This window comes from Variovorax terrae (assembly GCF_022809125.1).
In the GTDB taxonomy this organism is placed as follows: domain Bacteria; phylum Pseudomonadota; class Gammaproteobacteria; order Burkholderiales; family Burkholderiaceae_C; genus Variovorax_A; species Variovorax_A terrae.
Genome location: NZ_JALGBI010000001.1, coordinates 1,795,459 through 1,814,312, shown reverse-complemented (window position 1 = coordinate 1,814,312; position 18,854 = coordinate 1,795,459). Strand labels below are relative to the sequence as shown.

Below are 18,854 nucleotides of genomic sequence, written 5' to 3'. Positions count from 1 at the left end.
TATCGCAACGCGGCCAAAACAGTGACTTCAGAAGACAAATTCGACATGGAACGAACAAGCTCATCGATCTGGGTCAAGGGAGTAGCCGAGATGTTTGCCTCGCAGGGCATCGACTTGCCCCGGTTGTTCCGGGCCGCGAAGCTCGACCTGCAGCGGCTGGACCAGCCCGACGCGCGCTTCGGCGCCGAGCAGGTCTCCGAGCTGTGGGAACTGGCCGTGGCCTGGTCGGGCAACCCGGCCCTGGGCATGAGCCGGGAACTCACGGCCCGGTACGTCAACTTCGACCTCGTGGGCTACGCCATGCTGTCGTCCCCCAACCTGCGCACGGGCCTGGAGAACCTGGCGCGCTATCTGGCGCTGATCTCGGATGCCGCGACGTTCGAGGTGGTGCCCGAGCGGCGGCACTGCTGGCTGGTGCTCGGGCATGTCGGCAACACGCGGCGCGTGCCCCGGCAGCGGCAGGAGTATGGCCTGCTCGCCCTGCTCACCATGTGCCTCTGGCTGACGCGGCGCGAGGTGCGTGCGCTGGAGGCCGACTTCATCTTCCCCGACCCGGTGGACGCCCATCCCTACCGCGCAGCCTTCGGATGCCCCGTTCGCTTCAATCAGCCGGCCACGCGCATGCTGCTGGACGGCGACGACCTGGAGGCTCCCCTGCCCTCGCGCAATCCGTCGATGTTCGCGCTGCACGAGCGGGTGATCGAAGAACGGCTGAGCGGCCTGGGCAATGCGCGCACCAGCTACCGTGTGAGCGAGGAGATCATCCGCCGGCTGCGCGAAGGCGAACCGCGCCGCGAAGACGTGGCCGGCAGCCTGGCGCTGACCGACCGCACGCTGCAGCGCCGGCTGCAGGCGGAGAGCACGTCATTCCAGCAGCTGCTGGACGAGGCTCGCCGCGAGCTGGCCCGCAAGTACCTGGCCGAAGACCGCTACTCGCTGGCTGAGGTGGCCGACCTGCTGGGCTTCGTCGACCAGAGCAACTTCTTTCGCGCCTGCAAGCGCTGGTTCGGCCTGCCGCCCGGGCAGTACCGGCGCCAGCTCGCCGGTGTCACCGGGACGTTGCCAGCGCAGTGAGGCTGGCGCGCGTCTGCGCCTCCTGGTCTGCGAACAGCGCCTGTGCCAGCGCCGGGCCGAACTGGGCTCGGCGCAAGGCCATCTGGCGGGCGAACATGTCCTGTGCGCTCGCCACGTCTTCGGCCTGGCGCGGCTGCGACAGCAACTGCGCTTCGGCCTGGCTGTAGCTGAGGTACTGGTGCAGCAGGCGCAGCGCCTCGGCGGCCTGCGGCGCGGGCAGCCCCGCGCGCATGATGCCTTCCGCCCGCTCCAGCTCAGCCGGATCGCGCAGGTCCGACAGGCCCGCCACCAGGGTGTCGAGCCGCTGCGCCACGGCCTCGTCGATGATCAGGCGGCCGGCCTCGTCCGTTCTGAAAATCGTGTTGCGCTCGGCCTCCGCTGCCCTGCGGGCATCTGGCGAAGAGGCCACGGCGGCCTGCGGCCAGGCGCCTGCGGCGAACGGGATCGCAGCCTCTGCCCGCAACGCCACGGGCCAGGCCCCGGCGGCACGCCCGGCAGCCACCGGTGCCTGTTCCCTATCGCCGAAGAAGCCGTAAAGCAGGGCGCAAGCGCCCACGCCCAGCAGCAGCGTCGCCGCGACAAGCCGTGTCTTCACCGCTGGTAATTCTTGAAGAAGGCCCAGCTGATGCCGGTGGCGTCCGGGCCCAGCTCGTCGCTGAAGGGCCACAGCGGGGGGCCACCGCTCCAGGCGTGGTTCATGCCTTCCACCGTGTATTTCTGGGCCACGGTCACGCCGGCATTGTTCTTGTAGGTGGCCACGGTGTAGTTCCGGCCGCCGGGCACCGGGGTGGTATAGCTGTTGATGCTGGACGCCACGTAGCGCGCGCTGTCGTTGTCCAGGCCGTCGTCGCCCAGGTCGTTGGTCTGCACGAACTGCTGCACGGTCTGCTCGCCATTGACCGGGTTGACCACGATGTCATCCGTGCCGTGGAACACCAGCATGGGCATCAGGCGGCGCGGCGAGCCCGAGCATTGCCAGGCGTCGCGGCCCCGCACATCGGGGTCGTAGGGGCTACCCAGCAGCAATGATTCGGCCGATGTCACCAGGCCCACGCCGCCCTTGTACATGCCGCCCGAATGCACCGCCCCCGCGGCGAACACGTCGGAATAGCAGGCCGCCATGATGGAGGTCATGGCGCCTCCGGAGGAAATGCCGGTGACGTAGACGCGCGAGTTGTCGACGCTGTAGCGGCTCTTCACCTTGTTGACGATGCCCATGAGGATCGACGGTTCGCCCGAGCCGCGCGACTGGTTGAACGAGAACATGAAGTTCCAGCAGCGCTGCGGGTTGGCCGTTGCGTTCTGCCGCGGATAGACGACGATGAAGTTCTCGCGGTCGGCCAGCTCGTTGAAGCGGCTCACGGCGGCCATGCTGTTGGGGTCGCTCAGGCAGCCATGGATCATCAGCACCACCGGCACGGGCGTGCCGGCGCGGTAGTTGGTCGGTACCCAGGTCTGGAATTCACGGGTGCCCCAGATGTTGCCGTAGAGGTCGAACGTCCATTGGCCCGCGGCGGCGGGCCAGGCGATGAAAAGGCAGAGCGAGGCGAGAAGGCCGGCGGCAAGCCGGCGCAGGATGCGGTAAGCCATGGGTTGTCTCCATTCCGTTGAGGGTTGGGGGTCTGTTCTTCAGGTACTGCCCGAAAACTTTAGGGCGGGAGGCGCACCGGGCCGTTATCCGTGGCGGCCAATCTATTGACTTTGCAGGACAGCGCGCGGCCGGGCCGGCGGCACAATACCGATCCCAGGCTCCAAGGACAATTGCAGGCATGTTCCACGACATCTCCCGCCCCTCCACCCGGCTCCTTCAGTCGCAGCCCTGGTTCCAGCGGCTGCCCGAAGCGGCCCGGGCCCGCGTCACCGAGCGCGTGCGGACGCAGTCCGGCGGCAAGGGCGAGGTGCTGCTGCGCGAAGGAGAGCCGGTCGAGGGCTGGTATGCGGTGCTGTCGGGCCTGGTCAAGCTGCAGAGCCAGTCGCCGCAGGGGCGGCTGTCGGTGTTTCTGGGCGTGCCCGGCGGTGAATGGTTTGGCGAAGGCTCGGTCCTGAAGACCGAGCCGCGCCGCTACGACGTGATCGCGCTGCGCGACACCGAGCTGCTGTGCCTGCCGCGCGGCCAGTTCGACGAGCTGCGCGCCACCAGCCTGGAGTTCAACCAGGCGCTGGTGACCCAGATGAACATGCGGCTGGGCCAGGCCATGGCCATCATCGAGGCCGGCCGCATCCGCTCGCCCGAGCAGCGCGTCGCGCTCTACCTGAGCCGGCTCTTCTGGCATGGCCTGCGCCGGCTCAGGCTGTCACAGGAAGAGCTGGGGCATCTGGTCGGCCTGTCGCGCCAGACCGTCAACCGGGCCCTCAAATCGCTCGAGCAGCAGGGGCTTGTGTCGCTGGAATCCGGCCGCGTGAGCATCCTCGACGAGGAAAAGCTGGCCCGGCTCCTGACCCACCCCGAAACGGCCGCCGAGTAACCCTGCCCGGGCTGCGCCGCGGCGCATGCGGCGACAATCCTCCCCATGAACCCGCCCGCCGACACGGCCCTCGACCCCGCTCCGGGCCTTGCCTGGCACAACAGCTTCGCCGCGCTCGGCGAAGACTTCTACACCTTGCTGCCGCCCACGCCCCTGCCCGAGCCCTATTGGGTCGGCAAGAACCCCGCGCTGGCGCGCGAACTGGAGCTGGACGATGCCTGGTTCGCCTCGCAGGCCGCGCTCGAGGCCTTCACCGGCAACCGGGCGCTGGCCGGCAGCCGGGCGCTGGCCAGCGTCTACAGCGGCCATCAGTTCGGCGTCTGGGCCGGCCAGCTCGGCGACGGCCGGGCCCTCCTGCTTGGCGAGCTGCAGACACCCGCCGGCCCGCAGGAGCTTCAGCTCAAGGGCAGCGGCCGCACACCCTACTCGCGCATGGGCGATGGCCGCGCGGTGCTGCGTTCGAGCGTGCGCGAGTTCCTGTGCAGCGAAGCCATGCAGGCCCTGGGCATCCCGACCAGCCGCGCCCTGTGCGTGACCGGCTCGGACGCGCCAGTGCGCCGCGAGGAGATCGAAACCGCCGCCGTGGTCACGCGCGTGGCGCCGAGCTTCATCCGCTTCGGCCATTTCGAGCATTTCGCGGCCAGCCGGCAGCATGCGCAGCTCAGGATCCTGGCCGACTACGTGATCGACCGGTTCTACCCGGCGTGCCGCACCACGGAGCAGTTCGCCGGCAATCCCTATGCCGCGCTGCTGGAGGCCGTGAGCGGGCGCACCGCCGCGATGGTGGCGCAGTGGCAGGCCGTGGGCTTCTGCCATGGCGTGATGAACACCGACAACATGAGCATCCTGGGGCTGACCATCGACTACGGCCCGTTCCAGTTCCTCGATACCTTCAACCCCGGCCACATCTGCAACCACAGCGACACCCACGGCCGCTACGCCTATGGCAAGCAACCCAACGTCGCCTACTGGAACCTGTTCTGCCTGGGCCAGGCCCTGCTGCCGCTGGTCGGTGAGCAGGAACTCGCGCTGGCGGCGCTGGAGCCGTACAAGACCGTCTTTCCCCGGGAGTTCGAGGCGCGCATGCGCGCCAAGCTGGGCCTGGCGGATGCGCAGCCGGGCGATCTGGCGCTGATCGAGTCGCTTCTCAAGCTGCTGACCCGGGACCAGGTCGACTACACCATCTTCTGGCGGCGGCTGTCACACCATGTTGCAGGGGCCGGGCCCGAAACGGTGCGCGACCTGTTTCTCGACCGGGCCGCGTTCGACGCCTGGCTGCTACAATTTTCGGAGCGCCTCACGACCGCTGGACCTGGACATCCGGCCGATTTGATGCTCAAAACCAACCCGAAGTACGTGCTGCGCAACCATCTGGGCCAACAGGCCATCGAAAAAGCGAAACTAAAGGATTTTTCCGGGGTCGATACCTTGCTGAGCCTGCTGCAGGCCCCATTTGACGAACATCCGGGACAGGACGCAGCTGCCGGCTTCCCGCCCGACTGGGCCTCTTCCATCGAAATCAGCTGTTCATCATGAGCCACAAGATCGAAAAGACCGACGCCGAATGGCAGGCGCTGCTCGCGCACAAGGGCGCCGAGCCGCGCGCCTTCGAAGTCACGCGCCACGCGGCCACCGAGCGGCCGTTCACCGGCAAGTACGAGGCCCACTGGGCCGACGGCTCCTACCACTGCGTCTGCTGCGGCGCCAAGCTGTTCGACTCCGACACCAAGTTCGACGCCGGCTGCGGCTGGCCGAGCTTCTCGCTGGCGAGTCCCGGCGCGATCCGCGAGATCGTGGACCGCAGCCATGGCATGGTGCGCACCGAAACCGTGTGCGCCCAATGCGATGCCCATCTGGGCCATGTGTTCGAAGACGGCCCGGCACCCACCGGCCTGCGTTACTGCATGAATTCGGCCTCGCTGGATTTCACGCCCCAGCCCTCCCCCTGACCCGGCCGCCCCCCTCTCCATGAAACTGTTTCTCGACTTCTTCCCCATCATCCTGTTCTTCGTGGCCTTCAAGGTCTGGGGCATCTATGTCGCCACGGCCGTGGCCATCGCCGCCACACTGGTGCAGATCGGCTACGTCCGCTTCAAGCACGGCAAGGTCGAGCCCATGCAATGGATCAGCCTGGGCGTGATCGTGCTGTTCGGCGGCGCTACCCTGATCGCCCACAACGACACCTTCATCAAATGGAAGCCCACCGTGCTGTACTGGCTGATGGGCGGCGCGCTGCTGGCGGGCCAGTTGTTCTTCAGGAAGAACCTGCTCAAGTCGCTGATGGGCGCCCAGATGGAGCTGCCCGACAACGCCTGGCGCGTGATGAACTGGAGCTGGACTGCCTTCTTCGCGGTAATGGGCGTCATCAACCTGTGGGTGGCCTTCAATTTCGACACCGACACCTGGGTCAACTTCAAGCTGTTCGGCGGCCTGGGCCTGATGGTGCTGTTCGTGATCGGCCAGGCGCTCTACCTGGGCCGCTACCTCAAGACCGACACGGAGACACGCGACTCGTGAGCACCGCCATCCACGCCGCCGCGCTCGAGCAGCGGCTGCGCGACGCGCTGGCGCCGACGCAGCTCGAAGTGCTGGACGAAAGCGCCGCCCACGCCGGCCATGCGGGCGCCAACGGCACGGGTTTCGGCACCCATTTCCGGGTGCGGATCGCGTCACCTTTGTTTACAGGACAGCCCCGATTGGCGCGCCATCGCCTTGTGTATGATGCGCTGCAAGATTTCATTGATCGGGGCGTTCATGCCATCGCCATTGAAACGCTCTGATACCGCCCCGCTTTGCCATGCTTTCATGAGCGGGTTGCGCTTCATTTTCTAAGACTATCAAGGAAAGACCATGAAAAAGCAGTTCTTATCGGCTATCGCAGCTGCGGCCGTCCTGGGCGCGGTGGCGTTGCCTGCTGCAGCGCAAAACGTCGCCGTGGTGAACGGCAAGGCCGTGCCCAAGTCGCGCGTCGATGCCCTGACGCAGCAAGTGGCGCGCACCGGCCGCCCCATCACGCCCGAGATGCAGGGCCAGATCAAGGATGAAGTGATCGCGCGCGAGATCTTCATCCAGGAAGCGCAAAAGCGCGGCCTCGACGCCACCGACGACTACAAGACCCAGCTCGAGCTGGCCCGCCAGAGCCTGCTGATCCGCGAACTGTTCGCCGACTTCCAGAAGACCCACCCGGTGACCGACGCCGACATCAAGGCCGAGTACGACAAGTTCGTCGCGGCCAACGGCGGCAAGGAATACAAGGCGCGCCACATCCTGGTTGAAAACGAAGCCGATGCCAAGGCCATCATCGCCCAGCTCAAGAAGGGCGCCAAGTTCGAGGACATCGCCAAGAAGCAGTCCAAGGATCCCGGGTCCGGCGCCAATGGTGGCGACCTCGACTGGGCCACGCCCAGCAACTACGTGAAGGAGTTCTCCGACGCGCTGGTCAAGCTCAACAAGGGACAGCTCACCGACACGCCGGTGAAGAGCCAGTTCGGCTGGCACATCATCCGCCTGGACGACGTGCGCCAGGCCCAGTTGCCCAAGCTGGAAGAGGTCAAGCCCCAGATCTCGCAGCAACTGCAGCAGCAGAAGCTGGCCGCCTTCCAGGAAGAACTGCGCAGCAAGGCCAAGGTGGAATAAGAGCTCTCCCGCTTTTTCCGAGTACAACGCGGCCCACGGGCCGCGTTGTTCATTTGAGCGCTGCCAGCGCCGTCAGCAGGCCGATCAGCACCGGCTGGTGCAGCATGTACCAGCTCAGGCTCCAGCGGCCCAGCAGCGCCAGCGGCCGGCCTGCCGCCCCGCCCGGAACGCGCGCCAGCCATTGCGGCCGCTGCTCCAGCACCCAGCGGCCGGCAGCCATGCCCCACCACATCACGCCCAGCCAGGGCAGCACGGGCACATAGTCTTCGGTGATGGGCTTCTTGGTGATCAGGCCGAGCCAGTTCAGCGGCCGGGCATTGAACATCTCGGCAAAACTGCTCAAGGTCCCTGTCGCCAGGAGCTGTTCAGCTATGAATTTCATAGCAATCGCGAGCGCGCCGGCAAGCCACAGCCAACGGCCCCAGCCCGCCGTGAGCCGGACGATGAGAAGCATCACCGCAATGCCGTGCAGCACGCCGAAGTAGATATAGCTTTGCGGGAACATCAGGGCCGATCCCGCCGTGACCAGCAGCGCACAGCCCGCCACCTGCGCCCAGCGCCGCCAGAAACGCCGCCAGCTCTGCCCCTGATGCACCGCGATGGCCTGCCCGAACCCCGCGCAGAACAGGAACAGGCTCACGATGCAGGTGCGCTGCCAGGTCCAGAAAGGGTCATGGTAGAAGTTTTGCCGCAGGTAGCCGAAGTGGTTGAGGTCGAAGCAGAAGTGGAACACCGTCATCCAGACGATGGCCACGCCGCGCAAGGCATCGATCGACCCGAAACGCTGTGTGGAAGAAGCCATGGGCGCCAAGTGTACGCAGGGCCCGCGGCTGACGGCGCACGTGGTCCAGGCGCCTAGTCGCTTTGGGTGATTTACACCTCGCCACCGTTTCCCGACACTGTGCGCTCGCTCACACCGGCGCCGTCCCTCACGTGTACCGCCAGCCGCCCGGGCCTCTGCCCGCCACCAGAGACCCTTGATGCAACAAGGCCGTCACACCTTCATCGCCCTGCCGTTCCTAGAATCACCAACATTACAAATTACTAACAAATGGCCACCGGGCCCCGTTGATGCGGGCGCAGGCGGGCAGACATGAAGGTTGATTCGTCGTTGGATCTGCCCGCGCAGCGCGCGGGCTGGGCGCGTCATGCGCCCCCCGCCTTTGCGGCCTTGACGGTGGCAGGCTGGGTCGTGCTGGCCTGCTGTGTCAATCCCGCGCAGTTTGCCGACAGCATCGAGCAGTACAACTGGGCCCACAGCCTGGAGCTCGGCTACTGGAAACACCCGCCCCTTCCGACCTGGCTCATGGCCCTGGCCATCTGCCTGATGGGTGCCTCCCCGGCCACGGCCTATCTGCTGGCCGCCCTCTGCCTCGCAGGCTGCGCCTTCTGCACCTGGAAAATCGCGCAGCGGCTGCTGCCGCCAGGATCTTCGGCCCCCGCCATCGCCGTGGTGCTGTGGTCGCTGCACCAGGGCTTCTCGTGGCGCGCCCAGACCTACAACCACAACACCGTCCTGGTGCTGGCCATTGCCGCGATGGTCTGGGCCACGCTGGTGGCGGTGCAGAGCCGGCGGCTGCTGCACTGGGGCATCGTGGGGCTGCTGGCCGGCGCGGCGCTGCTGAGCAAATACCAGGCGGTCGTTCCGATTCTTGGCGTCCTGTTTGTCCTATGGCGGATCGGCGTGCTCAGAGGCCCGCAAGGCCAGCGCCGGGGCGTGGCCCTGGCCCTGCTGGTGGCCTGTGCCGTGTTCCTGCCGCACCTGCTCTGGTCGCTTCAGCACGGCCTGCCGTCCTATCAGTATTTCAAGCAAAGCGCCCCGGTCCTGGGTTACAGCGAACGCATCGTGCGCTGGCTGTCTTTCCTCACGAACCAGCTGCGCTTTCATCTGCCCATGCTGGCCGCGCTTGGCGTGGCCGTGCTGTTCGCCCGGGCCCGGCCGGCCGAGCCTTCCACCGGTGCGGCCAATTCCACCCTGGTCACGCAGTGGTTCTGGGGGCTGGTGGGCATTCCCTTTCTGGTCCTGATGGCGATCGTGCTGCTGGGCGGCGTGAAGCTGCAGAGCTTCTGGGGGCTGCAGACGATGCAGTTCGTGCCGCTGCTGATTGCCTGGCAGATCAGCCGGCTCCCCTTTCGCATCCGGCTCAAGCCGCTCGTCTTCGCCGCGCTGGCGATCCATCTGGCCGGCGCCTTCCTCTACATGCGATCGATCAGCAGCCCGACGGCGCAGCGCTCGCTCACGAGCGCCGACCGCATCTTTCCCGCGCGCACCATGGCAGCCCGCGCCCTCGCCGACTGGCAGGCAGCCACCACCTGCCCGCTCCGCTACGTGGTGGGCCCCGGCTTCGAAGCCGGGTTGATCTCGGTCTACTCGGGCGCCTATCCCTCGGTGCTGGAAGACGGCGACTTCCACAAGTCGCCCTGGATCGACCGGGCCGACCTGCAACGCCGCGGCGCGCTGATCATCGGCAGCGCGCTGCCCGGGCCGGGCCTGTCTAGCCCGCCGCAGATGCATTCCATGGAGGTGCCTGCCAGGCGCCGAGGCGCGGCGGGGCAGACGCAGCAGTTGTACTGGTCGGTCACGCCGCCGCGCGAGCCCTGCCCCGGTTGAGCGGCTTCGGCGCCGGCCGCCTCACGGGGCGACGGCAGGCGTGCGCTGGCGCAGCAGCTTGAGCTGCTGGCGGAACAGCTTGGACAGCTCTCCCACCAGCACGCTGACGCGCGCCGGCACGAAGCGGCTGCTGGGCATCACCGCGTAGAGCGGCACCTCTTCACCAACGTAGTTCGGCAGCAGCCGGATCAGGGCGCCGCTGGCCAGCGAAGGCGCCACCACCAGCTCGGACTGGTAGGTGATGCCCCGCCCTGCCAGCGCCCACTGGTGCGCGATGGAAGCGTCATGGCAGGCCAGCCGGCCACTGACCTTGACCTGTGCGGGCGCCCCGGGCGAGGCCGCAGGCTCGAAATACCAGCGGTCGTACATGCGGTCCCGCACGCGCGACACCAGGCATTCGTGATGGGCCAGGTCGCGGGGATGCCGGGGCACGCCGTGTTGCGCCAGGTAGGCCGGGCTGGCACAGGCCAGGCGCCGCGCCGGTGCCAGCAGCCGCGCCACCAGGCTCGAATCGATCAGCGGGCCATTGCGCACCGCCACGTCGATGGCGTCGCGCACCAGGTCGAGCTGCGCATCGCTGACCTGCAGATCGATCTGGATCGCGGGATGGTGCGCAGCGAACTCCGCCAGCCAGTCGACCAGCAGTTCCCGCGCCATGGTGACCGAGGCCGTGATGCAGATGGTGCCGCTCAGTTCGAGAGAACCATGCCGGACCTTGGCCTGCCCTTCGGCCACGAGTTCCAGCGCACGCCGGGCATGGTCGATCATCACCTCGCCCTCGGCCGTGGGCCGCACCGAGCGGGTGGTCCGCTCGAACAGCCGGACGCCCAGCGAGTTCTCGTGCCGCTTGATGGCCGCGCTCACGGCCGCCGTGCTGAGGTCGAGTTGCCGTCCCGCCGCCGTGAGGCTTCCGGTGTCTGCGATGGCGAGAAGCACACGCAGAACGTTGAGATTGTCAAATTCCATTGAAGAGTGATTCTTGCTGCAGTCGTTGTTCTGGGCATGCAGTCTGCGTACATTCTGCCGTCATTCATAAAACACTTGGAGCAACCATGTCGTTGGGTAAAACAACCGTATTAACTTTGTCCGTGCTGGCCGGCCTGGCCGGCTGCGGCGGGTCTGATTCTTCATTCATCAGCAGCAAAACGCCCGTGCCGGACGATGGGGTCAAGCCGCCCGATGTGCCCGTGGTGCGCACCGTCAAGTTCGACCCTGCGCTGTGCCAGCAGCAAGATGGCGCGCCTTACGGCCAGACCGTCGGCATCAGCGGCACCAACCTGATGGTGACCTCGGCCGACGTCAAGGCCTCGGCCGCGGGCTGCAAGGTGCTCGCCAAGGGCGGCACCGCGATCGATGCCGCCATCGCCGTGCAGGCCGTGCTCGGCGTGGCCGAGCCCTTTGCCTCGGGCATGGCTGGCGGCAGCGTCATCACCTACTACGATGCGGCCAGCAAGAAGGTGCGCACCTTCGATGGCTTCTCGGCCGCGCCGGCCACCACCGGCGGCGTCGCGGACATCTACCGGGCTGTGGCGCAGGATGTCTCAAGCACCACGCCCTTCAACATCTGCAAGTCGGGCCTGGCCGCGAATACCAGCATTTCGTCCCAGCAGGGCAACACCAACATCTCGGGCCGCGCCGTGGGCGTGCCCGGCACGCTGAAGGTGCTGGACCTGGTGTACCAGTCCTACGGCAAGACACCCTGGAACCAGCTCTGGGGCGATGCGATCGATCTCGCGAACAACGGTTTCCCGATGACGCCCTACATGTACAAGACGCTGTTTGCCGACACCGCCGAGTACGACGACGACGGCAACCTGGTCAGCGCAGGCAGCGGCGTGTCGGCCTGGGTCAACTCGGCCGGCACCGCCAAGGGCGCGCCGCGCTGCAAGTACCCCGACATCAAGGCGCGCTACTGCGACGCCACCGATGCCTCAGGACAACGGCCGCTCGCCGTTGGCACGATCATCAGGAACACTGATCTGGCCGACACCATGCAGCGGGTGCGCGATGGCGGCGCCGCCGCCTTCTACAACCCCGCCGGCCCGATCGCCCAGGCGGTCGTGGCCAAGATCGGTGCCGGGCAACTGCCGTGCAAGTCGATCCTGCCGGTGGCCGGTACCGTGGCAGCGCCCTCGGTGGCCACCACCATCGCCGCGATCCCGAGCCTCATGACCACGGCCGATTTCGGCAGCTACCGCGCCGTGGAGCGCCAGCCGCTGGTCGGCCAGCGCCTGGGCATGACCATCTACACGCAGCCGGCTCCGTCGTTCGGCGGCGTGGTCACGCTGTACACCCTGGGCCTGCTGGAGCGCCAGAACATCAAGGCCCTGCCCGCCTTCAACGGCGCGCAATTCGTGCACCTCGCCACCGAAGCCAGCCGGCTGGCCAATGCCGACCGCCGCAACATCGTCGGCGACCCGGCCTATTCCAACATCAAGGAGCGCGTCAACGCCCTGCTCACGCCGGCCTACCTCGATGCGCGCGCCGCGCTGATCACCTCGACCGCCCTCGGCACGGTGACCACCGGCGGCGTGGCGGACGGCATTCCGGCCTTTGCCGCCAACGCGGATCCGGCCAACTATGACACCATGGCCGCGCTGACCGTGCCCGCCGCCAAGGCCCGGCAAGCGCGCAAGCAAGCCGCCGTGATGCTGGCCAAGGCCGACCGGCCGGCCCGCGAGGAGGACTGGAACACGACCAGCAACATCGCCATCATCGACGGCTACGGCAACGCCCTGTCCATGACCACCACGATCAACACGCACTGGGGTGCCCACATCGAAGCGGCCGGCATGATGATCAACAACGCCATGTCCAACTTCTCCGCCAGCACCCCTGGCCTCGACGTGAATGGCTATGCGCCCTACAAGCGGCCGCGCAGCTCCATCGCACCGGCCATCGCCTTCGACGCGAGCGGCAAGATGCGGCTGGTCTGGGGCTCTGCCGGCGGCGGCCCGATCCCTGACTACATCGTCAAGACCTTCCTCGGCCACGTGCTCTACGGCATGGACCTGCAGGCCGCGATCAACGCCGACAACTGGACCGGCCAGAACGGCATCGCCGAACTGGAATCGGGCAAACCCATCGCGAACCTGGTGCCGAACCTGATCACGACCTACGGCAACACCGCCGCCAACGCCGCGGCCACCGGCCTGACCAGCGGCCTGAGCGGCATCGCGGTGAGCTATGACGCCAACGGCTTCCCGATCTACAAGGGTGCGGCCGACAACCGGCGCAATGGCGGAGCCAACGGCTACTGAGAAAGCCTTCAAGGCCGGGCCATGCCCGGCCTTCGCCCTACCGCTCGCGCCGGCCCTGTCCGGCGCGTTGTCGTTTCGGGCCTCCGTTCATGGCCCCCGCATGGAGCGGCCGCCCCAGGTGGATCAGCTGGCGCGCTTGACCCGCACCAGTTGAACCACCTGCCGCGCCGGCGAAGTGCCCGAGGCCGGCACCGAACACTCGGAGCGCACCGCCACAGGCACATCCTGGCTCAGCCAGAACAGGCAGCGCGTGGCCTGGCCCGCCTTGAGCGAGCTGTAGGTCACCCATTCGATCTTGAAGGTACTGAAAGCGCCGGCCGGGGTCTGCAGGGTTTCCCGCGCCAGCACCCGGGCCTCTCCGTTGATGGTGTGCGAGGGAAAGCTGCCGAACAGCGTGCCCACGGTCTCGAAGCCCACCTTCCAGCTCTTGCCGACCTGCATCTGTTCGGCCGGGAAGAACGTTTGCGGCGGGTTGTAGCGGTACATCCCCTTGATGCCGCGCGATCCCCCGCTGGGGTCGAACAGCTCGACCGTCTCGTGGGACTGCTCCTTGCCGTCGATCACCGCACGGCTGGTGACGGCCACTTCATCGGGCGTGACACTGGTCACACGCTGGATCAGGCGCATGGTGCCCCCTTCATAGGCCGACTCGAACTCGTCGCCGAGCTTGTACGTGGCGCGGGCGTAGGGCTTGTCGCTGCCGTCCGCGCCCGCGCCCTGGACCAGCAGCGTGGGCTGGTTGATCTGGTTCAAGCGGGCCAGCGCGGCTTCGCTGATGCTGCCGCTGGGGTACTTCTGCAGGAAGGCGTAGAAGTCGTCCGCCCGGGTGCTGTCCTTGATGCGGTCCCAGTCCTGCTTCTCCTGCGTGAACTCGGCCTGCAATTGCTGCGCCGTCGGCCTGGCAGCGGCGATGACCCTGCCTTCGTTGAACTGGAAGTCGTCCTCCAGGCTGGTGCTCTCCCACGGGATCTGCCGGCCGTTGCTGGCCTTGCGCACGGCAAAGCGCACGCGTTTGAACACGTCCTCGATGCGGGCCTGCGGCTTCTTCAGCTCCTGCAGCAGGAACTGGGTGTACAGGCCGTTGCCTGATTTCACATCACCGTCTTCGGCCACGTTGCCCGGTGCCGTGGCGTAGGCCAGGAAGGTGCCGCTGGGGGCATCCAGCGGCGCCAGGCCCCGCCCGGTGGTGATGCCGCCGAACGGGTTGTCGCGGCAGGCGTCGAGCACCAGGATGTTCATACGGTTGCCGGCGGCCTTGAAGGCCTCGATCACAGAGCTCACGTCCACCGTCTGCTGGGGCACGTCGGCGGTCCTGGCCATCCGGGCGTCCACCGGCACCATGTAGTTGCGCGCATCCATCTGCAGGCCGTGGCCCGCGTAATACAGCATGCCCACGCCCTGCCGGCCCTTCAGCGTTTCGCGCACCCGGGCGATCGCCTCGGCCATCTGGGCCTTGGTGCCGTCGCGCAGCTCGATCACCGTGAAGCCCAGGCCTTTCAGCGTGCTGGCCATGGCGCCCGCGTCGTTGGCCGGGTTGGGCAGCGCCGGGGCCGAGGCATAGGCACCATTGCCGATGACCAGGGCCACCCGGGCATCCCCGGGAGCCTGGGCTCCCGCGGCGACCGAGGCCAGGCAAATCAGGGCGCACAGCCCCTTGAGACGAATGGGAGCGGAAGGCAGAAGCGGCAGCATGGGCCGATTATGCGAGCTGCCCCCGGCGCGCCCCTCCCATATTCGGGGGAACCGCCGGGCCCCTCAGCCGACCCACTTGCGCGCGTTGCGCCAGATCCTCATCCAGGGGCTGAAGTCGCTCTTGTCGCCCGAAGTCCAGCTCATCTGGATGTTGCGGAACACGCGCTCGGGGTGCGGCATCATCGCGGTGAAGCGGCCGTCGGCCGTGGTCACGGCGGTCAGGCCTCCGGCGCTGCCGTTGGGGTTGAACGGGTAACGCTCGGTGGACTGGCCGTGGTTGTCCACGAAGCGCATGGCGGCAATGGCCTTGGCCGCATCGCCGCGGCGGGCGAAGTTGGCATAGCCTTCGCCATGCGCCACGGCGATCGGCAGGCGGCTGCCGGCCATGCCGGCGAGGAACAGGCTGGGCGAGGCCAGCACCTCCACCATGGACAGGCGGGCCTCGAAGCGCTCGCTCTGGTTGGTGGTGAAGCGCGGCCAGTCTTGCGCGCCGGGAATGATGTCGGCGAGTTCGGCGAACATCTGGCAGCCGTTGCACACGCCCAGGCCGAAGGTGTCCGGGCGCGCAAAGAAGCGCTGGAACTGCTCGGACAGGACCGGGTTGAACGTGATGCTGCGGGCCCAGCCGATGCCAGCGCCCAGCGTGTCGCCATAGCTGAAGCCGCCGCAGGCCACCACGCCCTTGAAGTCCGCCAGGCGGGCGCGGCCGGCCTGCAGGTCGGTCATGTGCACGTCATGGGCCTCGAAACCCGCCTCGGTGAAGGCGTAGGCCATCTCCACATGCGAGTTGACGCCCTGCTCGCGCAGGATCGCGACCTTGGGGCGGGCCAGATTGAGGAATGGAGCCGCTATGTTTTCAGTAGCATCAAATGACGGCAGGACGCGGACCCCCGGGTCATTTGGCTCACCTGCGGCGGCATGTTCGGCATCGGCGCCTTCGGGGTTGTCGCGCAACTGGGTAATCTTCCAGCTCACCGAATCCCAGACCTGGTGCAGGTCGGGCAGCGCGGCGCTGAACACGGCCTTGGTGTCGCGCCAGACCTCGAGTTTGCCCTTGCCCACGTCGATGGCCGACGACGCCGGACGCGTCTTGCCGATGAAGTGGCTGTGGCGCGACAGGCCATGCTCGCGCAGCGTCTGCATCACTTCGTTGCGCTGCGCGGTGCGCACCTGCAGCACCACGCCCAGCTCTTCGCAGAACAGGGCCTTGAGCGTGAGTTCCTCGCGGCGCGCGCTGACCTGGCCGGCCCAGTTCTTGGCGTCGCCGGTGTCCATGCGGCTGTCGGAGATGCCATCGCCCTCGGTCACCAGCAGGTCGATGTTGAGCGACACGCCCACGTGGCCGGCAAAGGCCATTTCGCAGACGGTGGCGAACAGGCCGCCGTCGCTGCGGTCGTGGTAGGCCAGGATCTTCTGCTGCGCGCGCAGGGCGTTGACGGCCTGGACCAGGTTCACGAGGTCCTGCGGGTCGTCGAGGTCGGGCACGCTGTCGCCCACCTGGTCCAGCGTCTGGGCCAGGATGCTGCCACCCATGCGGTGGCGGCCGCGGCCCAGGTCCACCAGCACCAGGGTGGTGTCTTCCTCGGTGGCGTCGAGCTGCGGCGTGAGCGTGCCGCGCACGTCGGCCAGCGTGGCGAAGGCGCTGACGATCAGGCTCACCGGCGAGGTGACCTTCTTCGCCGCCGCGCCCTCGGTCCACTGCGTGCGCATGGAGAGGCTGTCCTTGCCGACGGGGATGGACACGCCCAAGGCGGGGCACAGCTCCATGCCCACGGCCTTGACCGTCTCGTACAGGGCCGCATCCTCGCCGGGCTCGCCGCAGGCGGCCATCCAGTTGGCCGAGAGCTTGACGCGCGGCAGCTCGATGGGCGCCGCCAGCAGGTTGGTGATGGCCTCGGCCACCGCCATGCGGCCCGAGGCCGGCGCGTCGATCGCGGCCAGCGGCGTGCGCTCGCCCATGCTCATGGCCTCGCCGGCGAAGCCGCTGTAGTCGGCCAGGGTCACGGCGCAGTCGGCCACCGGCACCTGCCAGGGGCCGACCATCTGGTCGCGGTGGCTCAAGCCCCCCACGGTGCGGTCGCCGATGGTGATGAGAAAGCGCTTGGAGGCCACGGTGGGGTGGGCCAGCACCTGGATCGCGGCCTGCTGGAGATCGACCCCGGTCAGGTCCACCGGCTTGAAGCGGCGCGGCACGGCCTTGACGTCGCGGTGCATCTTGGGCGGCTTGCCCAGCAGCACGTTCATGGGCATGTCGACCGGAGCCAGGCTGTCGCCAGCCTTGGCCTCGGCCACCACGAGCCGGCGCTCCTCGGTGGCCACGCCCACCACGGCAAACGGGCAGCGTTCGCGCTCGCAGAAGGCCTGGAACTGCGCCAGCGACTCGGGCGCGATGGCCAGCACGTAGCGCTCCTGGCTTTCGTTGCACCAGATTTCCTTGGGCGCCAGGCCCGACTCTTCCAGCGGCACCTTGCGCAGGTCGAAACGCGCGCCGCGGCCGGCATCGTTGCTCAGCTCGGGAAAGGCATTGCTCAGGCCGCCCGCACCCACGTCGTGGATGGCCAGGATGGGGTTGGCCGCGCCCTGCTGCCAGCAGTGGTTGATGACCTCCTGCGCCCGGCGCTCGATCTCGGGGTTGCCGCGCTGCACCGAGTCGAAGTCGAGCTCGGCCGCGTTGGCACCGGTGGCCATGGAGCTGGCCGCGCCGCCGCCCATGCCGATGCGCATGCCCGGGCCGCCGAGCTGGATCAGCAGCGTGCCGGCCGGAAACTCGATCTTCTTCGTGAGCCCGGCGTCGATGGTGCCGAGGCCGCCCGCGATCATGATGGGCTTGTGGTAGCCGCGCAGCACCTGGTCCACGTCGGAGGCCACGGCCTGCTCATACTCACGGAAGTAGCCCAGCAGGTTGGGCCGGCCGAACTCGTTGTTGAAGGCCGCGCCGCCCAGCGGGCCTTCGGTCATGATCTGCAGCGGGCTGGCGATGTGGCCGGGCTTGCCGCCCGGCTGGCTCGACCAGCCGCCCCACAGCTTCGAGACGGTGAAGCCGGTCAGGCCCGCCTTGGGTTTCGAGCCGCGCCCGGTGGCGCCCTCGTCGCGGATCTCGCCGCCCGCGCCGGTGGAGGCGCCGGGGAACGGCGAGATCGCCGTCGGGTGGTTGTGAGTTTCCACCTTCATCAGCACATGGTTCGTGGCGCTATGCTTTTGATAGCTGCCCGCGTCCGCTGCACCTGGACCTCCGGCCGATCCGGCCATGAATCGCTGGACCGGCGAGCCCTCCATGACCGAGGCGTTGTCTGAGTACGCCACCACCGTGTGCTGGGGGCTCCGCTGGTGCGTGTTGCGGATCATGCCGAACATGCTTCGCTCTTGCGGCACGCCGTCGATGGTGAAGCCCGCGTTGAAGATCTTGTGGCGGCAGTGCTCGCTGTTGGCCTGCGCGAACATCATCAGCTCCACGTCGCTCGGGTTGCGCTTCAGGCCTTCGAAGGCCTCGACCAGGTAGTCGATCTCGTCGTCGGCCAGCGCCAGGCCGAACTGCATGTTGGCCGCCTCCAGCGCGGCCCGCCCGCCGCCCAGCACGTCCACGTGCTCCATCGGCGCGGGCTGCAGCTCGGTGAACAGGCCCGCTGCCTGAGCGCGGTCGGCCATGGCGCTCTCGGTCATGCGGTCGTGCAGCAGCTCGGCCACCGCGGCCCGCTGCGCTTCGCTCAGGCTCGCCCTGCCCAGCAGACCCGACGCCAGCGTCAGGCGGTATTCGGTGACGCGCTCCACGCGCCGCAGCGCGAGCCCGCAGTTGTGGGCGATGTCGGTGGCCTTGGAGGCCCAGGGCGACACCGTGCCGAAGCGCGGTGACACCACGATCACCGGGCCGTCCACCGGCCCCGCATAGGGCTCGCCATAGCTCAGCAGGGCCGCCAGGCGGGCCTGCGTCTCGGGCGACGGCGGCGCTTCGCTGGCCACGAGGTGCACGAACCGGGCCGCGATGCCGCTGATGCGGTCATGGATGGCCTGCAGGCGCGGAAGAAGTTGCTGGACTCGGAACTCGCTGAGCGCGCTGCCGCCGTCGAAGGTGCTGATATGCAGGGTCACTGGGGTGGCCTTGTGGTTGCCGCAGCCACG

General features: G+C 67.8%; 15 protein-coding genes. 9 read left to right on the top strand and 6 right to left on the bottom strand.

Translation table 11 applies throughout. From position 1 onward, the window contains the following. Nucleotides 1–45: 45 nt before the first annotated feature. Nucleotides 46–1,074, top strand: a complete 1,029-nt coding sequence (locus MMF98_RS08575) for an AraC family transcriptional regulator (RefSeq protein ID WP_243305858.1) — start codon at nucleotides 46–48, stop codon at nucleotides 1,072–1,074. Here the strand turns inward: MMF98_RS08575 and MMF98_RS23715 are convergent. Then, nucleotides 1,049–1,669 carry a lipase secretion chaperone gene (locus MMF98_RS23715; RefSeq protein WP_243305857.1) on the bottom strand — a complete coding sequence of 207 codons (621 nt, stop codon included), beginning with the start codon at nucleotides 1,667–1,669 and terminating at the stop codon, nucleotides 1,049–1,051. The genes MMF98_RS08575 and MMF98_RS23715 overlap by 26 nt on opposite strands. Continuing rightward, a complete protein-coding gene (locus MMF98_RS08565) occupies nucleotides 1,666–2,664 on the bottom strand; it encodes an extracellular catalytic domain type 1 short-chain-length polyhydroxyalkanoate depolymerase (protein WP_243305856.1) in 999 nt (332 codons plus the stop codon). The genes MMF98_RS23715 and MMF98_RS08565 overlap by 4 nt, the downstream gene beginning before the upstream one ends. Nucleotides 2,665–2,843: 179 nt before the next feature. Between MMF98_RS08565 and MMF98_RS08560 the strand changes: the two genes are divergently transcribed. The 6 genes from MMF98_RS08560 to MMF98_RS08535 all read left to right on the top strand — a co-directional run bounded on the left by MMF98_RS08560 (nucleotide 2,844) and on the right by MMF98_RS08535 (nucleotide 7,175). After that, nucleotides 2,844–3,539, top strand: a complete 696-nt coding sequence (locus MMF98_RS08560) for a Crp/Fnr family transcriptional regulator (protein ID WP_243305855.1) — start codon at nucleotides 2,844–2,846, stop codon at nucleotides 3,537–3,539. Nucleotides 3,540–3,584: 45 nt separating this feature from the next. After that, complete coding sequence (locus MMF98_RS08555; protein ID WP_243305854.1) at nucleotides 3,585–5,075, top strand: protein adenylyltransferase SelO; 1,491 nt, start codon at nucleotides 3,585–3,587, stop codon at nucleotides 5,073–5,075. Continuing rightward, on the top strand, nucleotides 5,072–5,488 hold the full coding sequence (gene msrB / locus MMF98_RS08550; protein ID WP_243305853.1) for a peptide-methionine (R)-S-oxide reductase MsrB: 417 nt from the start codon (nucleotides 5,072–5,074) through the stop codon (nucleotides 5,486–5,488). The genes MMF98_RS08555 and msrB overlap by 4 nt, the downstream gene beginning before the upstream one ends. 19 nt (nucleotides 5,489–5,507) lie before the next feature. Further along, on the top strand, nucleotides 5,508–6,056 hold the full coding sequence (locus tag MMF98_RS08545; RefSeq protein ID WP_243305852.1) for a septation protein A: 549 nt from the start codon (nucleotides 5,508–5,510) through the stop codon (nucleotides 6,054–6,056). Further along, entirely contained in the window at nucleotides 6,053–6,319 is a 267-nt protein-coding gene (locus MMF98_RS08540; RefSeq protein WP_243305851.1) for a BolA family protein, read from the top strand. The genes MMF98_RS08545 and MMF98_RS08540 overlap by 4 nt, the downstream gene beginning before the upstream one ends. Nucleotides 6,320–6,389: 70 nt before the next feature. Beyond that, nucleotides 6,390–7,175, top strand: a complete 786-nt coding sequence (locus MMF98_RS08535; RefSeq protein ID WP_243305850.1) for a peptidylprolyl isomerase — start codon at nucleotides 6,390–6,392, stop codon at nucleotides 7,173–7,175. A gap of 49 nt (nucleotides 7,176–7,224) precedes the next feature. On the opposite strand, the gene MMF98_RS08530 is transcribed toward MMF98_RS08535, so the two are convergent. Then, a complete protein-coding gene (locus MMF98_RS08530; protein ID WP_243305849.1) occupies nucleotides 7,225–7,977 on the bottom strand; it encodes an acetyltransferase domain-containing protein in 753 nt (250 codons plus the stop codon). Between the two features lie 291 nt (nucleotides 7,978–8,268). Between MMF98_RS08530 and MMF98_RS08525 the strand changes: the two genes are divergently transcribed. Next, entirely contained in the window at nucleotides 8,269–9,786 is a 1,518-nt protein-coding gene (locus MMF98_RS08525; protein ID WP_243305848.1) for a glycosyltransferase family 39 protein, read from the top strand. Nucleotides 9,787–9,807: 21 nt separating this feature from the next. Here MMF98_RS08525 and MMF98_RS08520 read toward each other — a convergent pair whose 3' ends face one another. Beyond that, complete coding sequence (locus tag MMF98_RS08520) at nucleotides 9,808–10,752, bottom strand: LysR family transcriptional regulator (protein ID WP_243305847.1); 945 nt, start codon at nucleotides 10,750–10,752, stop codon at nucleotides 9,808–9,810. 122 nt (nucleotides 10,753–10,874) lie between these two features. Here MMF98_RS08520 and MMF98_RS08515 point away from each other — a divergent pair, with 122 nt between their 5' ends. Beyond that, entirely contained in the window at nucleotides 10,875–13,046 is a 2,172-nt protein-coding gene (locus MMF98_RS08515) for a gamma-glutamyltransferase family protein (protein ID WP_243305846.1), read from the top strand. Nucleotides 13,047–13,169: 123 nt separating this feature from the next. Here MMF98_RS08515 and MMF98_RS08510 read toward each other — a convergent pair whose 3' ends face one another. Both MMF98_RS08510 and purL read right to left on the bottom strand, forming a co-directional pair. Further along, nucleotides 13,170–14,738 (bottom strand): caspase family protein, encoded by a 1,569-nt coding sequence (locus MMF98_RS08510; RefSeq protein ID WP_243305845.1) that lies wholly within the window; start codon nucleotides 14,736–14,738, stop codon nucleotides 13,170–13,172. A 63-nt stretch (nucleotides 14,739–14,801) separates the two neighbouring features. Next, nucleotides 14,802–18,824 (bottom strand): phosphoribosylformylglycinamidine synthase, encoded by a 4,023-nt coding sequence (gene purL, locus MMF98_RS08505; RefSeq protein WP_243305844.1) that lies wholly within the window; start codon nucleotides 18,822–18,824, stop codon nucleotides 14,802–14,804. Nucleotides 18,825–18,854 lie beyond the last annotated feature (30 nt).